The sequence below is a fragment of the Pseudomonas sp. B424 genome, assembly GCF_055408345.1.
Window position 1 is genome coordinate 85218 of sequence record NZ_JBUZTL010000020.1, and the last position, 20373, is coordinate 105590.

22 protein-coding genes are annotated in these 20373 nt (G+C 59.8%); 18 read left to right on the plus strand and 4 right to left on the minus strand.

Features of this window, described 5'->3' with window-relative positions:
- The first annotated feature begins 16 nt into the window (after positions 1–16).
- Positions 17–3535 (plus strand): glycosyltransferase, encoded by a 3519-nt coding sequence (locus ACZRMS_RS20115; RefSeq protein ID WP_463996747.1) that lies wholly within the window; start codon positions 17–19, stop codon positions 3533–3535.
- A gap of 87 nt (positions 3536–3622) precedes the next feature.
- Here the strand turns inward: ACZRMS_RS20115 and lafA are convergent, their stop codons facing one another.
- Together lafA and flgA are read right to left on the minus strand one after the other, a co-directional pair.
- Positions 3623–4498, minus strand: a complete 876-nt coding sequence (lafA, locus tag ACZRMS_RS20120; RefSeq protein WP_463996748.1) for a lateral flagellin LafA — start codon at positions 4496–4498, stop codon at positions 3623–3625.
- Positions 4499–4607: 109 nt separating this feature from the next.
- On the minus strand, positions 4608–5285 hold the full coding sequence (gene flgA / locus ACZRMS_RS20125) for a flagellar basal body P-ring formation chaperone FlgA (RefSeq protein ID WP_463996749.1): 678 nt from the start codon (positions 5283–5285) through the stop codon (positions 4608–4610).
- Between flgA and ACZRMS_RS20130 the strand changes: the two genes are divergently transcribed.
- The 13 genes from ACZRMS_RS20130 (at position 5284) to ACZRMS_RS20190 (ending at position 16073) form a co-directional block, all read left to right on the plus strand.
- The gene (locus ACZRMS_RS20130) at positions 5284–5457 is read left to right on the plus strand and encodes a hypothetical protein (protein ID WP_463996750.1); all 174 of its coding nucleotides are present in this window, start codon (positions 5284–5286) and stop codon (positions 5455–5457) included. The genes flgA and ACZRMS_RS20130 overlap by 2 nt on opposite strands.
- Before the next feature lie 61 nt (positions 5458–5518).
- On the plus strand, positions 5519–5875 hold the full coding sequence (gene flgB, locus ACZRMS_RS20135; protein ID WP_463996751.1) for a flagellar basal body rod protein FlgB: 357 nt from the start codon (positions 5519–5521) through the stop codon (positions 5873–5875).
- A gap of 5 nt (positions 5876–5880) precedes the next feature.
- The gene (gene flgC / locus ACZRMS_RS20140; protein WP_463996752.1) at positions 5881–6309 is read left to right on the plus strand and encodes a flagellar basal body rod protein FlgC; all 429 of its coding nucleotides are present in this window, start codon (positions 5881–5883) and stop codon (positions 6307–6309) included.
- Entirely contained in the window at positions 6309–7034 is a 726-nt protein-coding gene (locus ACZRMS_RS20145) for a flagellar hook capping FlgD N-terminal domain-containing protein (RefSeq protein ID WP_463996753.1), read from the plus strand. Before flgC ends, ACZRMS_RS20145 begins: the two co-directional genes overlap by 1 nt.
- Positions 7031–8218: a flagellar hook protein FlgE gene (gene flgE / locus ACZRMS_RS20150; protein WP_463996754.1), complete on the plus strand. Its 1188-nt coding sequence runs from the start codon at positions 7031–7033 to the stop codon at positions 8216–8218. The genes ACZRMS_RS20145 and flgE overlap by 4 nt, the downstream gene beginning before the upstream one ends.
- A gap of 9 nt (positions 8219–8227) precedes the next feature.
- Positions 8228–8956, plus strand: a complete 729-nt coding sequence (locus tag ACZRMS_RS20155; protein ID WP_463996755.1) for a flagellar basal body rod protein FlgF — start codon at positions 8228–8230, stop codon at positions 8954–8956.
- A gap of 20 nt (positions 8957–8976) precedes the next feature.
- Positions 8977–9762: a flagellar basal-body rod protein FlgG gene (gene flgG / locus ACZRMS_RS20160; protein ID WP_463996756.1), complete on the plus strand. Its 786-nt coding sequence runs from the start codon at positions 8977–8979 to the stop codon at positions 9760–9762.
- An 8-nt stretch (positions 9763–9770) separates the two neighbouring features.
- Complete coding sequence (flgH, locus tag ACZRMS_RS20165) at positions 9771–10433, plus strand: flagellar basal body L-ring protein FlgH (RefSeq protein ID WP_463996757.1); 663 nt, start codon at positions 9771–9773, stop codon at positions 10431–10433.
- Between the two features lie 14 nt (positions 10434–10447).
- Positions 10448–11551 carry a flagellar basal body P-ring protein FlgI gene (locus tag ACZRMS_RS20170; RefSeq protein WP_463996758.1) on the plus strand — a complete coding sequence of 368 codons (1104 nt, stop codon included), beginning with the start codon at positions 10448–10450 and terminating at the stop codon, positions 11549–11551.
- A 12-nt stretch (positions 11552–11563) separates the two neighbouring features.
- Entirely contained in the window at positions 11564–12700 is a 1137-nt protein-coding gene (locus ACZRMS_RS20175) for a lytic transglycosylase domain-containing protein (protein ID WP_463996759.1), read from the plus strand.
- Positions 12697–14061 (plus strand): flagellar hook-associated protein FlgK, encoded by a 1365-nt coding sequence (gene flgK, locus ACZRMS_RS20180; protein ID WP_463996760.1) that lies wholly within the window; start codon positions 12697–12699, stop codon positions 14059–14061. The genes ACZRMS_RS20175 and flgK overlap by 4 nt, the downstream gene beginning before the upstream one ends.
- Positions 14062–14098: 37 nt before the next feature.
- Positions 14099–15004: a flagellar hook-associated protein FlgL gene (flgL, locus tag ACZRMS_RS20185; protein ID WP_463996761.1), complete on the plus strand. Its 906-nt coding sequence runs from the start codon at positions 14099–14101 to the stop codon at positions 15002–15004.
- A 22-nt stretch (positions 15005–15026) separates the two neighbouring features.
- Positions 15027–16073: a hypothetical protein gene (locus tag ACZRMS_RS20190; RefSeq protein WP_463996762.1), complete on the plus strand. Its 1047-nt coding sequence runs from the start codon at positions 15027–15029 to the stop codon at positions 16071–16073.
- Positions 16074–16077: 4 nt separating this feature from the next.
- On the opposite strand, the gene ACZRMS_RS20195 is transcribed toward ACZRMS_RS20190, so the two are convergent.
- Positions 16078–16476, minus strand: coding sequence for an ASCH domain-containing protein (locus ACZRMS_RS20195; RefSeq protein WP_463996763.1), 399 nt, complete (start codon positions 16474–16476; stop codon positions 16078–16080).
- Between the two features lie 120 nt (positions 16477–16596).
- Here ACZRMS_RS20195 and ACZRMS_RS20200 point away from each other — a divergent pair, with 120 nt between their 5' ends.
- A complete protein-coding gene (locus ACZRMS_RS20200) occupies positions 16597–17313 on the plus strand; it encodes an AzlC family ABC transporter permease (RefSeq protein WP_463996764.1) in 717 nt (238 codons plus the stop codon).
- Complete coding sequence (locus ACZRMS_RS20205) at positions 17303–17611, plus strand: AzlD family protein (protein ID WP_463996765.1); 309 nt, start codon at positions 17303–17305, stop codon at positions 17609–17611. Before ACZRMS_RS20200 ends, ACZRMS_RS20205 begins: the two co-directional genes overlap by 11 nt.
- Here ACZRMS_RS20205 and ACZRMS_RS20210 read toward each other — a convergent pair.
- On the minus strand, positions 17598–18419 hold the full coding sequence (locus ACZRMS_RS20210; protein WP_463996766.1) for a helix-turn-helix domain-containing protein: 822 nt from the start codon (positions 18417–18419) through the stop codon (positions 17598–17600). The two genes, ACZRMS_RS20205 and ACZRMS_RS20210, sit on opposite strands and share 14 nt — an antisense overlap.
- A gap of 121 nt (positions 18420–18540) precedes the next feature.
- On the opposite strand from ACZRMS_RS20210, the gene ACZRMS_RS20215 reads away from it, so the two are divergent.
- Together ACZRMS_RS20215 and ACZRMS_RS20220 are read left to right on the plus strand one after the other, a co-directional pair.
- Positions 18541–18861, plus strand: coding sequence for a DUF2834 domain-containing protein (locus ACZRMS_RS20215; RefSeq protein ID WP_463996767.1), 321 nt, complete (start codon positions 18541–18543; stop codon positions 18859–18861).
- 218 nt (positions 18862–19079) lie between these two features.
- Positions 19080–20366 (plus strand): oligosaccharide MFS transporter, encoded by a 1287-nt coding sequence (locus ACZRMS_RS20220; RefSeq protein ID WP_463996768.1) that lies wholly within the window; start codon positions 19080–19082, stop codon positions 20364–20366.
- Positions 20367–20373 lie beyond the last annotated feature (7 nt).

Below are 20373 nucleotides of genomic sequence, written 5' to 3' on the forward strand. Positions count from 1 at the left end.
CCAGAGGTGTTGCGCCATGAGTACTCTGCCTCTGGTCAGCGTGCTGATTCCTGCCTACAAGTCGACCTGGTTTGAAACGGCGCTGGCCAGTGCTTGCCAGCAGACCTACGCGAACCTGGAAATTATTGTCTGCGATGACAGCGGCGACCTCGTGATTGCCTCTGTCGTGGACAAGTTTGTGAAAAACAGTGGTGTGCCGATTCGTTATCAGCGCAATCCGCAGCCCTTGCATGAGATGGGCAACACGGCCGAGTGCATTCGGTTGGCCCACGGCTTTTATGTCAAGTTTCTGCACGATGATGACGTCTTGCACCCTGAATGCATTGCCCGCCTGGTGGCGGCTATGGAACGTGATCCGGGGATTGCGCTGGCCTCGTCCAGACGCACCCGAATTGATAGCACGGGGCTGCCTCTGCCGGACATTCTGGCCACCACCCCGGCATTCCCCCAGGATGTGCAAATTGAAGGCAAGGGCCTGGTTTCGCTGCTGGTCGATAACACGCTGAACTTTATTGGCGAGCCCAGTTGCGTATTGTGCCGCCGGGCTGACGTCCTGGCATTTGGCGATCAATTGATGTCACTCAATGGCCAGGCCATCCACTGGGTGGGCGACTTGAGCCTCTACGTCAAACTCCTGCAACAGGGCAATCTGGCGTATCTGGCCGATGCCTTGACCCACGTGCGGGTGTCTACCGAGCAGTTCAGCCAGCAGGGGCGTGATATGCCCGGTATCGGTCAGAAAGGGCATGAGGACTTTCGCGAGCAGATCCGTGCGCTGGGCTGGTATCAGGAGGCTCCTGAGGGGCGCCGGGTAGCCGTGGCGCAGTTGGGCAATGTGCAGGTGATGGAGCAGGTCGATATTGTTCAGCGCTTGCATGACGTACAAAACAGCCTGAATGACCAGCAAAAACAGCGCCAGTGGTTTGCCTCAAGAGTGCCCACCGCACTGCAGTCGGATCTGATCAGGCAGCGTTTGGCTCAGCATGGCGGCGGCAACACGATCGCGGTGGTGGTGCTCGACCCTGAAGGCGACTTGCAGGCGCAGCAGATCACCCTCGACAGCTTGCAGCAAGTGCGCAACGCCGGAGCGCAGGTGCAGGGCTTTGTGCTCAGCCCCGGAATTTGTCTCAAGACCAGCCACCATGACGTGCAATATTTCAAGCGCAGCCCCGACATGTTCGTCGCACAGCTTAACCAGCTTGTGGCGAACGGTGATTGCACCTGGTTGATGCTGGTTGAAGCCGGTGACCGTTTAACCGCCAGCGGGCTATTGATCTCGACTCTGGAGTTGCTTGGTGATCCCGATTGTCGGGCGGTGTTCGGCGACGCGATGGTGCAGGAATATGACGACGTGCTGTCGCCTGTATTGCGACCGGATTTCAACCTGGACTACCTGTTGAGCTTTCCAGGGGTGATGGCGCGCAACTGGCTCTATCGCTGTGATGCGGTTGCCCAAGCAGGCGGTTTCAATCCGCAGTTTGGCGCAGCCCTGGAGCTGGAGCTGATTCTGCGTATGGTCAACCAACAGGGGATGTTCGGTTTCGGGCATTTGTCTGAACCGCTGGTGATCAACCAGTCGGCCTGCCTGGATGAAAGCCCCGAATTTACTCAGGTACTGGCCACTCATTTACAGGAGCGGGGCTATGGGCAGGCCACTTTGGAGTGTTCAGGCCCCGGTCAATTCAAGATCGATTATGGCCACCTCCGCCAGCCGCAAGTGTCCATCGTGTTGGTCCTGGACACAGACCTGCCGGCCATGCAGCGTTGCCTGATCAGCCTGCTGGAACGCACGCGATACCCGTATTACGACCTGGTGATTGTCGATAATGCCTGTGCTCATCCCGATGCACGTCATTGGTTGCAGGCCACCCGGCAGTTATTGGGCTCACGGCTGCAGGTCATCCACCTGGACGCGGCCCAGGGGCGCACGTCGGCCATGCGGGCCGGTGCCGAACAGGCCCGGGGCGAATACCTGCTGTTGCTGCGTGCCGACACCGTCATGATGCAGGAGCAATGGCTGGGTGAGTTGCTCAATCATGGGCAGCGTCCGGAAGTTGCCATCGTGGGGGCCAAAGCCATTTCCACCGAACGCAAGATTACCCATGCCGGGATCATTCTTGGGTTGCAGGACAGCGCCGGCCACTGCTTTGCAGGGGAGCCCATCAGCTCGGCCGGTTATATGAATCGCTTGCGGGTCGATCAGAATTACAGCGCGGTATCCGATGTATGCCTGCTGATTCGCAAGCAGGTGTATGACGCGGTGGGCGGGCTGGATGCCGAGGCCTTCGAGCATGGCGCGGCAGATGTCGATCTGTGCCTGCGGGTGGCGCAACAGGGTTACCTGACGGTGTGGACGCCCCACGCGGCAATTATTCACGATCATCCGCGAACCGCCGTTCCCGAGTCCTCCCGCGAGGCATTCCATGATCGCTGGGCTGCGCAATTGCCTTGCGATCCGGCTTACAACGCCAACTTGTCCTTGAGCGAACCGGCAGGTTTCAAACTGGCCGATGCGCAGTTGTCATGGCAACCCTTGAGCTGGAAACCATTGCCGGTGATTCTGGCACGCGCTGCGGACCTGCACGGTTGCGGGCATTACCGTGTGATTCAGCCGCTCGATGCGATGAAAAAAGCCGGGTGTGTCGAAGGCGCATTGACCCTGGCGCTTCCCGATCTGATGCAGTTGCAGCGTTATGCGCCGGATACGCTGGTGATGCAGCGCCCCCTGAGTGACTCGAGCCAGGTGGCCGCACTGAAAATCAAGGCCTTTAGCCAGACGTTCAAGGTGTATGAACTGGACGATTACTTGCCGAACCTGCCGGTCAAGAGCATTCACCGCGCCGGCATCCCCAAAGACATCATGCGTTCATTGCGCCGAGGGTTGGCCTGCGCCGATCGTTTCGTGGTTTCCACCGACGCCCTGGCCGATGCCCTCAGCGGTTTTCACGGGGATATTCAGGTGGTCAAGAATCGCCTCGATCCGGCCTGGTGGGGAGCGCTGCCGACCAATGCGCGACGTACTGCCGGTAAACCCCGGGTAGGGTGGGCAGGCGGGGCCAGCCACACGGGCGATCTGGAGTTGATCGGGGATGTAGTCAAGGAGTTGTCTTGCGAGGTCGACTGGGTGTTTTTCGGCATGTGCCCGCCGAAGCTGCGGCCCTATGTGAAAGAGTTCCACCCCGGGATACGCATCGATCTTTACCCGGCAGCGCTGGCAAGGCTCAATCTGGATCTGGCAGTGGCACCGCTGGAAGACAACTTGTTCAATGCCTGTAAAAGCAATCTGCGTCTGTTGGAGTACGGTGTTTGCGGCATTCCGGTGGTCTGTAGCGATACCCCGGGTTACCGTGATATTGCGCAAGTGACCCGGGTCAGAAACCGTTTTCGCGATTGGGTAGAGGCGATTCGTGCGCACACCCATGATCTGGATGCAGCAGCCATGGCGGGGGATGAGTTGCGTGACTGCGTGCAACAGCACTGGATGCTCGATGAGACCGGGATTGAGCAATGGCGCAAGGCCTGGTTGCCAGGCTGAAGCTGTTCGCTTGCACAGAGTCAGCGTTATAAAAAAACGCCCCCGAATCACTTCGGGGGCGTTTTTTTTGTATCCGTTGCCTGGTGATTAGCCCAGCAGGGACATAACCATGCTTGGCATCTGGCCGGTTTGCTTGAGCATCGAAATACCCGACTGCATCAGCATGGAGTTCTTGCTCATCATCGCGCTTTCGCTGGCGAAGTCGGCATCCATGATGCGGCCGCGGGCCATTTCGGTGTTGTCTTTCATGTTGGCCAGGTTGTTGGAGGTGTGGTTCAGGCGGTTGATGTTGGCACCGAACTCACCGCGCAATTCACCGACTTTAGCCAGGGCGCTGGCCAGTTCGTCAATTTTGCCGTTGGCGCCGCCGCTGGTGGTGATCTCGGAGCCTGCAGCGCCGCTGGTGGCGTAGTTGCTGGACAGCTTGCCCAGCTCGGTACCCAGGGTCGCGGTCTTGCCGCTGACGTTCAGCTCCAGGGTCTCGGCACTGGTGGCGCCGATCTGGAAACTCACTGCGCTGCCGAACTTGCCGGTAGTGCCGTCTTTGCCGAACAGTTTTTCACCGGCGAAAGTGGTGTTTTCCATGATGTTGCCCAGCTCTTTGCCCAACTGGTCGTATTCGGCCTGCATTGCCTTGCGGTCGTCGTCGCTGTTGGTTCCGTTGGCAGACTGGGTGGCGAGGTCTTTCATGCGCTGCATGATGTCGGTCATTTCACTGAACGCGCCATCGGAAGTTTGCAGCAACGAAGAGGCATCGTTGACGTTGCGCAATGCAACGGCCATGCCTTTGGATTGTGCGTTGAGGCGGGTGGCGATCTGCAGGCCGGCGGCGTCATCGGCAGCCGAGTTGATGCGCAGGCCGGTGCCCAGACGCTGTTGGTTGGTAGCCAGCGAGTTGTTGGTTTTGTTCAGGTTGGTCTGAGTGACCAGCGAGGAGTAGTTGGTGTGGATGGTCAAGGCCATGATCGGTATTCCTGATTCTGATTGAGTGTGGGGTGCGGAGGATGTTGTCCTGCCCGCTGACACTCAAAGGGCGACCCATGAATCGATCCGCTTAAGCCACCGATGAAAATTATTTGCCCGGGTTCTGAAATGTACTGCTTACAACCCCGGCAGCGGTGACCTTGGCCTCGATGACTTTGCCGCTGGCGGCGTTCTTCACCCGGATCACCATGCCTTTGCGCCCATCCTGCAGGGCCTCGCCTTCAGTGCTGGCGTGAATGTCGCCGTGGTTGGCGGTCACCGTGACGCGCTCCCCGCGGCGCACCAGCCAGGGCGATACCAGCATGTCCCGGGTCAGTATCTGCTGGCTGCGGGTTCGACGCTTGGCGCTGAGACCGGCCACTTCTTCGATATGACTGAACAGCCCGCGATTCTGTCTGCTCAGGGCGACTTCCTGGTACGCGAGCATGGCGGGGGATATCAGTTGCCCGCGTTCCAGCACCTGTGCGGCCACAACGGCCCGGGTAAAGACCGTGGCCTGGGCGGTTACCTGCACGGACCACTGCGGCTGGTCAGGGCAGGCCAGCGTCAGGCGCAGGCGCCCATAGCCTGGCCAGACGGGTTCACTTCCCTGGACTAGCAGCGGTTGCGAGCACGGCCCGGTTGGCGAGTTTTCGGGCAGGGCAAAGATCTTTTGTGTAAAGCGTGCGCCTTGCCAGCCCTCGGTAGCGGTTTTATCTGCCAGTTGCCCGGTGAAGTAGTCGCGCACCGTCTGGTCGATTTGCCGGTCAAGGGGCTCTTGTGCCATGGCGCCTGTGCAGGCCAGCGCCAGCAGCAGTGCGCTGAACCGTCCGGATGGGGAAACAGCACTTCCCCATGGTCGCGTCAGGCGCGAAAAAAGCGGAAGGAATACGGCCGTCGCTAACACTTTTGATTTCATGAAAGTTCTTTTAAATCATGTGGTTAAAGTGGTTTTTTGAAGTGGGCACGCTTCCTGCAATCAAGGGTCGTGAGCTCAACTTCGATCAATGGTGCAAGGCAATGAGTATAAGGATAGATGACGCACTCGGTGTGCATATGAGGGCCCTCGGGTTGCATATGAAACGTACCGAAATTCTGGCGGCCAACCTGGCCAACGAAGATACCCCGGGGTACCAGGCCCGTGATCTGGACTTCGCCGCCGAGATGAGCCGCAGCGCTCCCGCGCCACAGTTTGGCGAGAGTGCCCAGGCCCGCTTGCAGTACCGCGTGCCCGCCCAGGCCGCCCAGGACGGTAACACCGTGGAGTTGAGCGTAGAGCAGGCGGCCTTCGCCAAAAGCACATCCGATTTCCAAACCAGCCTGACCTTTCTCAACATGAAATTTCGAGGCCTCAAGCAGGCCATCGAAGGACGCTGATCATTATGGCTTTTGATTCTATCTACAAGATTGCCGGCTCTGCGATGAACGCGCAGACCGTGCGCCTGAACACCGTGGCCAGCAATCTGGCCAACACGGATTCGGCTGCCGGCAGTGCCAAGGATGTGTATCAGGCGCGCAAACCGGTATTTGCCGCCGTGTATGAAAACAACCAGTTGACCCGTGGCGTGGGCATGGGCGGCGCCCATGTCCAGGTCATGGATGTAGTGGCTTCCGGGCGCGAAGCCAAAAAACGCTATGAGCCCGACCATCCACTCGCGGATCGCACCGGCTCGGTGTTTTATCCCGATATCAACGAGATTGAAGAGATGACCGACATGATGTCCGCCACTCGCAGTTTTGAAACCGGTGTTGAAGTCCTGAACCGCATCAAGAGCATGCAGCAAGGCTTGCTCAAACTGGGAGAGGCGTAATGAGCGCGGTCAATAACGATGGGAACAACCTCAAGGGCGGTGGGCAGGGCGGCCCCAAATCCAACGGGGCGGACATGCAAAACACCTTCATTCAGTTGATGGTTGCGCAAATCAAGAACCAGGACCCGACCAAACCTGTGGACAGCAGCGAATTCCTTAGCCAGTTCGCAACCATGTCTCAAGTACAGAGCATGGAGAAAATGGCGCTTCTGACAGAAAACAACATGGTGCTGCTGGAAAACCTGCAGTACCTGAGTGCGTCCACGCTCGTGGGCCAGGTCGTCAAGGTCAGCGTCGATCAACTGAACCTGCAGGACAAGCCTGTGCAGGCCGAGGTGGAGCTGGAGCACAGCGCCTCGGACCTGACGGTGATCCTGACCGATGCCAACGGGGTTAAAACCGAGATCCCCCTGCCACCCGGCGAACCGGGCCGCGTTGCTTTTGAGATCGACCCTGTTGCCCTGGGCCTGCCACCGGGCAAATACGGCATTGAAGTCAAATCTTCCAGCGGTGAAACCCTGGGGGTTGAAGTCAAGAGCAAGGTCAACAGCGTACGTCTTGGCAGCGATGGTCCGGTGCTTTCACTGGACGGGGTCGGGGATGTGCCGTTCTACAAAATTACCGAGTTCAGTGAAGCCTCACTGCTCTCGGGTCTGGGCGGGCCCACTGGCCTGAACCCGTTTCAACGTTCCCTCAGTCAATTTCCACAAGGCCTGCGCCCATGAGTTTCAATATTGCCCTGACCGGTCTGAACGCCGTGTCCAACCAACTCAACACCATCAGTAACAACATCGCCAACGCCGGTACTGTGGGCTTCAAGTCATCACGTACCGAATTTGGCAGCCTGTATTCCGGGACTCAGGCCATGGGTGTCGGTGTGCTGGGCCAGACCCAGAGCATGAGTCTGGGAGGTTCGCACTTCGGTACGGGCAACAACCTTAACCTGGCAATTTCCGAAGGCGGTTTTTTCGTTACCCGCACCTCCAGTGGCGACATCAACTACACCCGCGCCGGTGCTTTTGGCAAAGACCGCGAAAACTATCTGGTCGATGCCAGCGGGCAGTACCTGCAGGGTTATCCGGTTGATGCGGCGGGTAATCTGCAAGTGGGTACGGTGACGGACCTGCGCCTGCAAAACGGCAACCTGCCGGCCAAGGCAACAGGCAAGATTGATTTCGCCACCAACCTGGATGCCAACAAGCCGGCGGTCACCGTCACGCCGTTTGATCCTGGCAACCTCAATACTTACACCGACACCCAGACCACTCCGGTGTACGACTCACAGGGCAAGCAGCACTCCCTGACCCAGTATTTCGTCAAGACCGGGGACAACACCTGGGACACCTATTACGCCGTCAACAACACCCAGGTGGCCGGCCCGGTAGCCATGACGTTCGACACTCGCGGTCAGCTTGTGACGCCGCTGGCGCCGGTCAACATCGCGTTTCCTTTGCCCGGCGTGGATGCGATGAGCATCAATGTCGACTACACCGGCAGCAGCCAGAGCGCCTCGGCCTTCGTGGTCACCAAGAACAACCCCGACGGCTATGCCGCCGGGGAAAATACCGGGGTCACGGTAGAGAAGGACGGCAAGGTCTTCGCCACCTACAGCAATGGCGAGCGCATGTTGCAAGGGCAGGTGGTACTGGCCGGTTTTGCCAACCTCAACGGGCTGAAAAATGAAAACGCCACCCACTGGAGTGCCACGGGCGAGTCGGGCAACCCGCTGATCGGCACCCCGGGTAGCGGTTTGTTCGGCGACCTGACAGCAGGCGCGCTGGAAAACTCGAACGTCGACATGACCCAGCAACTGGTGGGCCTGATGGAAGGCCAGCGTAACTACCAGGCCAACAGCAAGGTGCTGTCGACCAACAAAGAGCTGACCCAAGTGCTCTTCAACTCCATCTGAGGCTGACCCATGGATCGTTTGGCATACACGGCAATGAACGCCGCCAGCCGCACAATGAGTTCCCTGGCTGTGCGCTCCAACAACCTGGCCAACGTCAATACCCCGGGTTTTCGCAGCGACCTTGAGCAGGCAGTCAGTGTGAAGGTCGAGGGTTACGGCTACGACAGCCGACACCTGGCGCTGTCGCAAGGCAATGGCGTCAACCTTGCGCCGGGGGCGTTGATGGCGACCGGTCGCGACATGGACTTTGCAATCAAGGGCCCCGGCCTGATCGCGGTGCAAGGCGCAGACGGCGAAGCCTATACCCGCCACGGCAGCCTGCAGGTGGATGCCGACATGCAGTTGACGATCAATGGGCGTGCGGTACTGGGCGGGGGCGGGCCGATCGTGCTGCCCGAGTTCGACTCAATCCGCATTGCCGCCGATGGGCGTATCTCCGTACTGCCCCGTGGTGAGGTGGCGATGGTTGAAGTCGATCAGATCAAGCTGGTGGACGTGCCTGCCGGGCAATTGAGCAAGGACACCCGCGGGCTGCTGGTCACCCGTGATGGCGCCCCGGCTGCGGCGGATGAAAACGTGCAACTGGCCTCCGGTTTCCTGGAGGCCAGCAATGTCACGGCCATCGACGAGCTGGTGGGGACCATGAGCCTGAGCCGGTTGTTCGAGACCCAGGTCAAGATGATGAAAGCAGCCGAGGAGTTGTCCACGGCCGGTAACAGCATGATTCGCGGCAATTGATGCCCGACAGGAATTAACACATGAGCTCTGCACTCTGGATCAGCAAGACCGGCCTCGCTGCGCAAGACAAGGCGATGGCCACCGTGGCCAACAACCTGGCCAACGTCAACACCGTCGGCTTTAAAAGTGACCGCGTGGTGTTTGAAGATTTGTTCTACACCACCGAAGTACCGCCGGGCGCCCAGGCGGATGAAGTCAACACCGTACCTTCGGGCATTCAGCTGGGCAGCGGCGTGCGGGTAGTGGGCACGCAAAAGGTCTTCACCGAAGGCAATATCCAGACCACCGGCCAGCCGATGGACCTGGCGATCAGTGGGCCGGGTTTCTTCCAGATCGAAGCCCCGAACGGTGAGACCTATTACACCGAGAGCGGGCAGTTGCAGCTCAATGCCGAAGGCATGCTGGTCAACACCCAGGGCCTGCCTTTGACCCCCGCGATCCAGCTGCCGGTGGGCCATAAAAACTTCATGGTGGGCACCGACGGCATTGTCACTGCGGTCCTGCCGGGCGGTACCGAGCCGGTGCAGCTGGGGCAAATCACCCTGGTCAACTTTGCCAACCCGGCAGGCTTGCAGGCCCTGGGCGGCAATCTGTATCAGGAAACCGTGGCCAGCGGCCTGCCGGTTGAAGGTATCGCAGGCGAGGATGGCCTGGGCGTGATCAAGCAGGGCCAGCTGGAAGGTTCCAACGTCGAAGTGGTGGAAGCCATGGTCTCGATGATGGCGATCCAGCGTGCCTATGAAGCCAACGCCAAGGTAATGGACGCTTCGTCCGGTATGTTGCAATTCCTCAATCAAACGGTCTGAGCAGGGCAATGCGTAATTTTATCCTGCTGTCTCTGGTTCTGGTGCTTACGGGTTGCCAGAGCTTTTCAGAAATGTTGCCTGATGAGGACTCCAGCGCCTTTGAGCCGCTGCCCCTGGACTACAGCATTCCGCCCACCAGCAGTGGCGGCTTGTACCGCCCCGGTTACGGCGGTTCGCTCTATCAGGACAAACGCGCGGTGCGGGTGGGGGACATTCTGACCATCGTCCTCGATGAGTCGACCCAGTCGAGCAAAAGTGCGGGCACCAGCTTCGGCAAGAAGTCCGGAATTGGCATCGACGCACCGACCATTTTGGGCAAGGCCGTTCCCCAACTGGCAACCAAAATAGGCGCCGGGCGCGATTTTTCCGGAACGGCCAACAGCTCGCAGCAGAACACCTTGCGCGGCTCTATTGCGGTGACCGTGCACAAGGTTTTGCCCAACGGCACCTTGTTTGTGAAGGGTGAAAAGGCATTGCGCCTGAATCAGGGGGATGAATTTATCCGTCTGGCCGGGCTGGTGCGCATGGATGACATCAACCGCTACAACCAGGTGTCTTCCCAGAGCGTGGCCAATGCCCGTATTTCCTATGCGGGGCGTGGTGTGCTCAATGACAGCAACTCTGCAGGCTGGCTGACGCGGTTTTTCGCCAGCCCCCTGTTTCCGATGTGAGTGGACAGTTTTTTATGCGAAGCGTTTTTAAACTTGGGCTGATGGTCTGGGCCTTGTTGCTGACCCTGCCTGCACAGGCCACGCCGTTGATGGATCTGGTGGACATTGAAGGGATTCGTGCCAATCAGGTGGTCGGTTATGGCCTGGTGGTAGGGCTCGACGGCAGCGGTGACAAGAACCAGGTCAAGTTCACCAGCCAATCGGTGGCCAACCTGATCAAGCAATTCGGGATCAACCTGCCGCCCAATGTCGACCCCAAACTGAAAAACGTGGCCGCAGTGATGGTCACGGCCAATATCCCGCCGTCTTACAGCGCCGGGCAGACGGTGGACGTCACGGTATCTTCCCTGGGCGACGCCAAAAGCCTGCGTGGCGGGCAATTGTTGATGACGCCCCTGATGGGCGTGGATGGCGAGGTGTATGCCCTGGCCCAGGGGGCTCTGGTGGTGGGCGGTGTCACGGCCTCGGGGCGCAGCGGTTCCAGTATTGCAATCAACAGCGCCAACACCGGGCTGATTGCCAACGGCGGGACCGTCGAACGCATGATCCCCAGCGATTTCAATGAGCGCAGTGATGTGATGCTCAACCTGCGCAAACCCAGCTTTCAAACCGCCAGCCGGGTTGCCGAGGCAGTCAATGCACGTTTTGGCTCCGGCAGCGCAACGGCCCTGAGCGGGACCAAGGTTTCGGTGACGGCGCCGATCTCCAGCAACCAGCGCATCAGCTACATGGCGATCCTTGAGACCCTGGATGTGCAGGAAGGCAGAACCCGGCCCAAGGTGGTGTTCAACAGCCGCACCGGGACGGTGGTGGTGGGGCAGGGCGTGCGGGTAAAAGCGGCAGCGGTGGCTCACGGGACCCTGACCGTGACCATCAGTGAAACCCCGCAAGTCAGCCAGCCGGGTGCCTTTTCGGGCGGGCAGACAGCCGTTGTGCCGCGCTCGGACATCGGCGTCAGCCAGCAGCGCAATCCGATGTTCGCCTGGCCGGACGGGGCTGATTTGGACAGCATCATCAAAACGGTCAACAGCCTTGGCGCGACGCCCGATGACGTGATGAGCATTTTGCAGGCGCTGGAACAGGCAGGCGCGTTGAACGCCGAATTGATCGTGATTTAAGGCCGCATACCCATGAGCATTACCCACATTTCGCACTCTCGTAAATCGGCTCAGGAACTGTCCTCTGACCCGGCCGTTGCGCGTCAGGCGCGCCTGGAAAACGCTGCAGAACAGTTCGAAGCGATGTTCTTGCAGCAGATCCTCAAACAAATGCGCAAGGCCGGTGACGTGCTGTCAGAAGGCAGCCCGCTGCGCAGCCGGCAGACCGACACCCTGCGTGAGTTTCACGATGAAGCGCTGGCCGGGACCCTGGCCAGCCATCGCAAGACAGGCATCGCCGACATGCTGGTCAAACAGCTGTCCCAGGGCGATGCGCCCAAAGCGCCTGCCTTTGTGCCAGCCCAGAGCGGCCAGAACGGGCTGTGTGGCAGCCCGTCCGCCCCCCAGCCCTTCATGCCCGCGGGCAAGCAGTTGGCGAGCGTGCGAGCCGCGCATCATGACTTGCCGCCCGCCGGGCCGAAGCCGCAGACGGTCGACAGTTTGCTGGCCCCGATCGTCAACACCTGGCAGCGGGGTATCGACAGCCTGGGCAAAGGCGCGGCGGGGTTAATGGCACTGGTGGAAAAGGTCATCGTGCACGAATCGGGCGGGCGGGTTGCTGCGGTTTCCCCCAAGGGGGCCCGTGGCCTGATGCAGTTGATGCCCGGCACGGCACGGGAAATGGCCCAGGAGCTGAACCTGCAGTACAGCGAGCAACGCCTGACCCGTGATGGCGAGTACAACAAACAACTGGGCTCGGCCTACCTGGACAAACTGTTGAAGCGCTATGACGGTGCCACGGCGCTGGCGGTCGCGGCCTATAACGCCGGCCCCGGCCGTGTGGACCAGTGGCTTAAAAGCAACGGTGATCCGCGTCAGGGAACCATCAGCGTCAGCCAGTGGGTCGAGCGCATCCCTTTCAAGGAAACCCGCAACTACACACGCTCCATTCTGGCGGACCTTGGTCAGTCCCGCGTGCCCCTCAAGGTGCAGTCTGCGGTGCCGCACAAAGTGGGTCTGCAGCCTGATGGCCTGGGGTTTAAGTCCCGGCCCGATCTGGTCGCCTCAAGAGGGCAAGACCACACAACCACCGTCAGCCGTACAGCCGAACTTAGTTCACCGGCCTTTGCCCCGAACATGCGGTCTGCACGCAAGGAGATTGAATCATGAGCATGATGAGTCAGATTGGCTATTCCGGCGTATCCGCCGCGCAAATCGCGCTCAACGGTGCTGCCCAGAACGTCGCGAACATGTACACCCCGGGCTACAGCCGTGTGAGCACGGTCCTGGGGTCGGTCGTCGGGCAAGGCCAGCAGGCGGGTGGCGGTGTCAGCGTGATTGGCGTAAAGCGCATGAGCGACGAATTCAAGACCCAGCAATTGTGGCGCGCCACCACCGACATGAACTACTACCAGGCAGGCCAGGATTACCTGAGTTCACTCGAAGGCGTGATGTCGGGCGAGGGCTCCAACCTGAGCACCGGGCTCAATAACTTTTATGCGGCGCTTAGCGCGGCCAGCAGCAGCCCCGGCGATATTCCGATGCGCCAGCAGATCCTGTCCGAGATGAAAAACCTCACGCAGCGCTTCAACGGGCTCAATTCCAGCATTGATAACCAGCTCAAGGCCCTGCACGAGCAACGTACGGCCATGAGCACGGAAATCAATGGCCTGACCAACAACCTGGCCCTGATCAATCAGAAAATCATCCAGGCCGAATCCACCGGCAACAACACGGCGGCCTTGCGTGACCACCGCGAACAGTTGGTGGGTGAGCTGAGCAAATACGCTGACATCCGGGTCACCGAGGGCCGTGACGGAGGCCTTAACGTGTCCCTGGCCAACGGTCAGCCTCTGGTGTCGGGTAAAACTGCCGGCCAACTGTCGATTACCACCAATGCCGCAGGCCAGCAGGAAGTGGCGCTCAGCTTTGCCGGCACCAGCTTCCCGTTGCGCCAGGACAACCTGGGCGGCGCGTTCGGCGGGCTCTACGACGTTGAACAGAACAACCTGTTGCCGGCCCGGGAAAACCTCAAGGAAATGGCCGAAGCGCTGGTGACCAAGGTCAATGACACTTTGGCTACCGGCTTCGATCTGGCCGGCAACCCGGGCCAGGGGTTATTGACCTTCAACCCCGGCAGCACCACCGGCCTGTTGCAGATGAACGACTTGAAGCCCGAGGAGTTGGCGTTGTCCGGCGTGGCTGGCGAAAGTGGCAACAATGAAGTGCTGCTGGCCCTGATTGAATTGAAAAACACCAAGGTCACGGTGGGCGGCAGCTCCGTGACCTTGAGCGAAGCCTACAGCGGCATGCTGGGGGAAGTGGCCAGCGCCAGCCGGCAGAACCAGGCCGACCTGAAGTCTGCCGGCACCGTGGCCGAACAGGCGCAGAGCCAGCGTGACAGTGTCAGTGCAGTCAACGACACCGAAGAGGCGCAGGCGGTGATGGACTACAACAAGGCGTTGCAGGCCAACATGAAGGTCATTCAGACGGCCAACGAAATTTTCGACACCATTCTTGCTGCTGTCTGAAGCATCAGCGTCCCGATTTAAGGAAAGGCCCGACACCATGCGAATTTCCAACGCGCAAACCAGCGCCCTGATGCACGCCAACATGAACCGCAATGCGCAAGCCATTGGCAAGTTGCAAGCGCAGATCGGCAGCGGCCTGCGGATCCAAGTGCCATCGGACGATCCGATTGCCAGTGCCCGCCTGATGCGCATCGAGCGCGAGCAGGCCAGCCTGGGGCAGTACAACCTCAACATCGGCAAGGTTTCGGATGGCCTGGATGCACAGGAAACCTATTTGAAATCCAGTTCGGACACCCTGCTCAGCATCCGTGACCTGATGCTGTGGGCCAGTAACGACAGCAACAGTGGCGAGGACCTCTCGGCCATCGCCAGCGAAATGTCGAGCCTGGAGCAGAGCCTCATGAGCTATTTCAACGCCAAGGATGAATCCGGCAACTATCTGTTTTCCGGCACGCTCAACGATACACCGGCAGTGACCTTCGACCCGGCTTCCGGAACCTATAGCGTCACCGGTAACGATCAGCACCGCCAGGCCGTGGTCGGCAATGGCGTATTGATGGATGACAACGTCACAGCCAAGGACATCCTGGGGGCGGATGCCGACCTGCTGAATGACCTGCACAGCCTGATCGAAAGCCTTAAAACCGCACCCAATGACCCGGCTACCCGAGACCAGCTCAAAAGCACGCTGGAGCAACTGGACCTGACCCACGGCCGGGTGATGGGGGCCATTACCGATCTGGGCGGGCGGCAAAACACCCTGACCCTGCTGGGTAATAGCAACGCCGATGTGTCGCTGGTCAACCAGAAAATCCAGGGCGACCTGTCGCAGCTGGACCTGGGTGGTGCGTTCTTGCAAGTCAGCGGCTATGAGCTGGCGATGCAAGCCAGCCAGAAGGTCTACACCCGGGTGGCAGCTGTCTCCCTGTTTGACCTGATGTAAACCTGATTGCGGATAGCTATTGATGAAAGTTGTTAACGAACGCTCTGCCATTGCCTCCTATGACCTGGGCATGCGCACCCAGGCTCAATTGCGCGATACCGCCCCCCGGCAGCGGGTGCACAACCCCAAGTTGCCGCAGGTGCAGCCGCCCGCCCGGCAACCGGGGAAAATGGTCGGTTTGAGTTTGCAGTTGAACCAGCAGTCTTCGTCGATCCAGTCGGCGCACCTGTATCTGACCCAGGTGACTGAGCAACTGAGCAGCTTCAAGCGTGATCTGGGACGCAGCCTCAATGGTGCAAGCAAGGGCACTCTGGACAGCGAGACCCTTGGTCGTTCAGTCAAGCGCCTCAACGACCTGCTGGAAAACCGCAGCCGCTTGTCGGCGGCCAGTGTCGATGCCCAGCTGGGCCTCAACCTGGATCAGCCCTTGCGCAGCCGGTTCAGCATCAAGGGCCTTGAGTCGATGAGCCACGTTCAGGCGTCCGGCAACGAAACCCTGCTGTTCAGCGCTGGCCGGCATATGGCGGGGCCGATCGCCGTGGTGCTGGACGATGACATGAGCAATAGCCAGATCCTGCGCCGTTTCAACACTAGTCTGGCCCAGGCCGGATTGCATGCAGAGGTCACCGACGAGGCGCAATTGCGCTTCTCGGCTGCCGAGTCGCAGTGGGGCAAGCTCAAGGGCCAGATGTCGATTCAGGGTGAAGGCAAGCTCTTCGACAAGGCCGGTTTCACCCCGGTGCAAAGCAGGGAAGAGAACCTGCTGGGCGCACCGCTGATTGCCCCGCAGAACACGGGCCGCATCGAGCTGCGCAAGCTGCTGGACACGGTGGACAAGGGGCTGGTGCGGGTCAATGGCGTCATTGAACAGCTCAACCAGCGCCAGGGCCACGTCAAGGAACAGATCAACCGCCACGAGAGCAAGGATGAAAAGCGCTGGGCCCATGACTTTGCCGGGCGCGTGTTCGAGCAGGACAAAGGGCAGGGCAATGACTATGTGCGGGTGGCGCAACTGGTGCAAAGCCAGTCCGGCGTTACCCGGCACCGGGTCGCGGGGTTGATGGGCTGAGTGCTCAGCCCATGTGTGGGCGGGTGCTATTGAGCTGACCCGGGTCAGCTTCGTAAATGCCCCGAGCCGCGCGCATGCGCACCGGTGGCGTGAGAGGCCTGACGTCCTGAAGCTCCCATGCCAGCCAGCCTTCTTCGAAATAGTTGCCACAGGCTGCGGGCATGTCGGCGAGCACAAACGGGCGCACCGCTTTGACACGCACGATGGCCACGGCCATCCCCTCGGCATCTTCCTCACCGTCCAGATGAAGAAATCGCCCGTTTTCAACAATCAGCAGGTCCTCAAAAGGCTCCAGTTCCGGATGCCAGCGCCGTACTTCAAGGGTTTTCTCGCCGCAGGCTATACGGCTCCCTCCCGGGTGCACGATGGATAAGGCTTTGATGGCAGGCTCCACAATCAACATTCAGGGAAAACCACAACAGTGGCGGCAACTTGTAACACTTACCTGCTTTTCTGGATTAAATTCAACCTCCAAAAATACTGACAATAAAACAGCAGGTCGTGGCACAGAGGAGGGGATGCTTTGTTGAGTCGTGATAAGAGTCCGGTCGAACTGGATTGGAGTGAAGTGTGGGGGGGCTTCAAGCAACTGTTGCCCATTTCCCTGTTTGTGGTGGTGTTCGGGGTGGCCTTCGGTCTGGCTGCCGCCCAGACCGGGCTGGATAACGGGGCGAGCCTGCTGATGAGCACCCTGGTTTTTGCCGGTGCGTCACAGTTTGCGGCGCTGGACCTGTGGGGGGCACAGGTCCCTGTTGTGCCGTTGATTGTGACGGTGTTCGCGATCAATGCCCGGCATCTTTTGATGGGTGCGACCCTGTATCCCTGGCTGCGTGAGCTTCCCGCGGCCAAGCGCTACGGAGTGATGATGGTCATCTCGGACGCCAACTGGGCGATGTCGATGCAGGCATTCAACAGCGGCAAGTCGGGTGTGGGGCTGATATTGGGCGGTGGCATTGCCTTGTGGGCTGCATGGGTGCTGGGCAGCTGGCTGGGTGTGTATTTTGGCAGCGAGATCCAGGACCCGGTGAGCCTGGGACTGGACATGGTGATGGGCTGTTTTCTGCTGGCCATGGTGGTCGGCGGGCAAAAGAACCTGCGCATGCTGATCATCTGGAGCGTGGCAGCCGTGTCGTCACTGCTGGCGCACCGCTACTTGCCTGACAACAGCCATGTGGTTGTCGGGGCGTTGGCCGGCGGCCTGCTGGGTGCGGTATGGATGGAGAAGAAGCATGAGCATTGATAGCGCAGGTTACGGCACTTTTATCATCATCCTGATCATGGCCGTGGTGACTCTGATCACGCGCCTGGGGGGTGTGTTCGTGATGTCTTTTGTGCCCATCAACTACAGGGTGCAGCAATTTATCAGTGCGATGTCGGGTTCGGTGCTGGTGGCCCTTCTGGCGCCCCTGGCGCTCAACGGCGACAACGGCGCGCGGCTCGCCTTGCTGACCACGGCTGTCGTAATGCTGTTGCTCAGGAAGCCCCTGCCCGCGATTGCCGCAGGCGTGGTTGCGGCCGCGGTGTTCAGGCATCTGTGAGGGGGCGGGACGATTGCTCATAGGCCGTCGTCATGATCTGCCAGGTGTTCGCGTCGGCAGGGATCAAATGCTCAATACGTAACGAGGCCATCGTGATGTCGAGGGGCATGCCGAACGTGGTGAAGGTCGACATGAAATTCAGCTCGCCATGGGGGGTTCGGATTCGGGTCAACACCAGCGGGGGCAGTTCACCGGCCACTGCAGGCGGGGAGTCCGGCGCGGTGAGGGTTTGCACCAGGTCGGCCAGCACGGGGTTGTCCAGGGCTTCTCGCGTTGCCCTCTGCCAGGCAAGGCTGCGTATCTCCCCGGGGTTGATCAAATGGTCGCCCAGCCCCCCGGGCTGCAGCAGCGTAACCAGCAGGTTCAGCCCTTGTGCCGAGTCTGCCGGCAACCCGACCAGATCGAACAGCGCCCGGGTGCTGGCGTTGGCCGCCAGGACTTCCCAGTGGCTGCCCAGCACAATCGCCGGGGCGGGATTGTTGGCGTGAAGTACATGAGTGATGGCGTCACGCACGGCATCCATTGCCGGTGAAGAGAGCGGGGTGGCCTCGTAGCGCGGAGCATAGCCGGACGCGAGGAACACGCTGTTGCACTGCTCAAGTGGCACTTCAAGCGCCATCAACAGGTTGTGCAGCGTGCCGGGGCTTGGCCTGGCACGGCCCGTCTCGATACAGCTCAGATGGCGTTGGGAAATACCCGTGATCAAGGCCAGATCCAGCTGGCTCAACCTGGCCTGACGGCGTAGCAGGCGCAGTTGCGTGCCGCCTGTGGTCGGGGGCGTCGTGTGGGGGAAAGGTCGGCTGTTCATGGGTTAACTCTGGCAGTACCGGGGGGCTGAGTCCATGACCTGTGAGGTCATTGCTGCAGGGGCAAAAGTATCACTAACGTGCCCGTACTTATCACCTGCTTCAGCCTTATTGGAAGACGACATGAACCGACCTTATATCGCCCTCGCTGCATTGCTGGGTTTCTCCTTGTATACGGCAGGCACGATGTTGCGGGCCGACCAGTCCCTTGTTGCGTTCGGTCTTGGGCTGATGTCGAGCCCGGACACGGCTCAGGTGGTCATTGATCTTTATTTGCTCGCAGCCATGGCCTGCGTGTGGATGTATCGGGATGGCCGTGCCAAGGGCCGCTCGCTTGTCTCCCTGGTGCCTTATTTTCTGCTCACGGCGGTTTTCGTCTCCATAGGCCCGCTGTTGTATATCGTGATCGACGGGTTCAGCCGCAAACCGAAAGCTGCTGCCTGATACAACGGCGACGGCGCAATTTTTTCGGCATCTGGCCTGCCTGCGATGCCGGCGGTGAGGTGTTTCAGGCACACCCCGGTGACGCCATCGCCGGCAGGCAGGTTCCCACAGCAACCCGCAGCCACTTGCACTAGAAATCCTTGACAGCAACGAGTTTGCCCCGCGTAATGATGTTGCTATGTTAACGTTAACTTAAATAAAAATAAGAGGGGCATCACATGCAACAGACGGTCAAGCGCGAGTATTGGCTTATCAGTGGTTTGCTGTTTTTTTTCTTTTTTGCATGGTCATCCAGCTATTCGCTTTTCTCTATCTGGCTCCACCGGGTCATAGGCCTCTCCGGCACCGAAACCGGGTATGTGTTCGCCGCCAACGCAGTGGCGGCGCTGTTGATCCAACCGTTCTATGGCGCGCTTCAGGACCGGCTCGGGCTGTCCAAGAAACTGCTGGTGTGGATCGGTCTGCTGCTGTGCGCCGCCGCCCCGTTTTCGATCTACGTCTATGGCAATCTACTGGCCCAGAACGTGGTGCTGGGGGCCGTGGTCGGCGCAGTTTTCCTGGCGCTCGCGATGCTTGCGGGTGTGGGTGTGATCGAGAGCTATACCGAACGTGTATCGCGTCACGTGGGCTTCGAGTTCGGCACTACCAGGATGTGGGGGTCTTTAGGCTGGGCTGCGGCAACCTGTGTGGTGGGGGTGGTTTTCAACATTGACCCTGATATTGCTTTCTACATGAGCAGCGCGGCCGGGGTCATGTTCCTGCTGATTCTGTCCCGGCTGGACCTGAGCCGGCTCAACCAGCCGGGCCTGCAAAAGGGTGGGGCCGCTCCGGTCCGCATGGCCGACCTCTGGCAGTTGCTTAAAATGCCGCATTTCTGGGCATTCAGTGTGTATCTGACCGGGGTTTGCGGGATCTACATGATCTACGAGCAACAATTCCCGGTCTATTTTGCGTCCTTTTTCGCCACACCGCAGGAGGGCACCAGCGCCTACGGGTACTTGAACTCATCCCAGGTGCTGATTGAAGCCGCCTTGCTGTTGTTGGCGCCCTGGCTGGTCAGCCGTACCGGGGCCAAGTACGGATTGATCCTGGCCGGCGCCATCATGTTTGTGCGCATCCTGGGCTCCGGGCTGGCGACGGACGTCTGGACAGTCGCGGCCTGCAAGATGCTGCATGCCATCGAGGTGCCGATCCTGCTGGTGTCGGTGTTCAAATACATTTCGCTGAACTTTGACGTGCGCCTGTCTGCTTCGATCTATCTTGTAGGCTTCCATTTTGCGCAGCAACTGACAGCCATGGTGCTGTCGCCGGTGGTGGGTTACGGCTATGACCAGTTTGGCTTTGCCAACGTATACATCCTGATGGCCGGACTTGTGGGGGCTTGCCTGTTGCTGTCCTGGAACCTGCTGCGCCCGGACCCGGTGCGAGCCACAGAAAAACCCTCTCTCCCGGATGCACTGGCACTGCCTGCCATTGCTCAATCCGTTACCCGCTATGAACCCTGATAAGGAT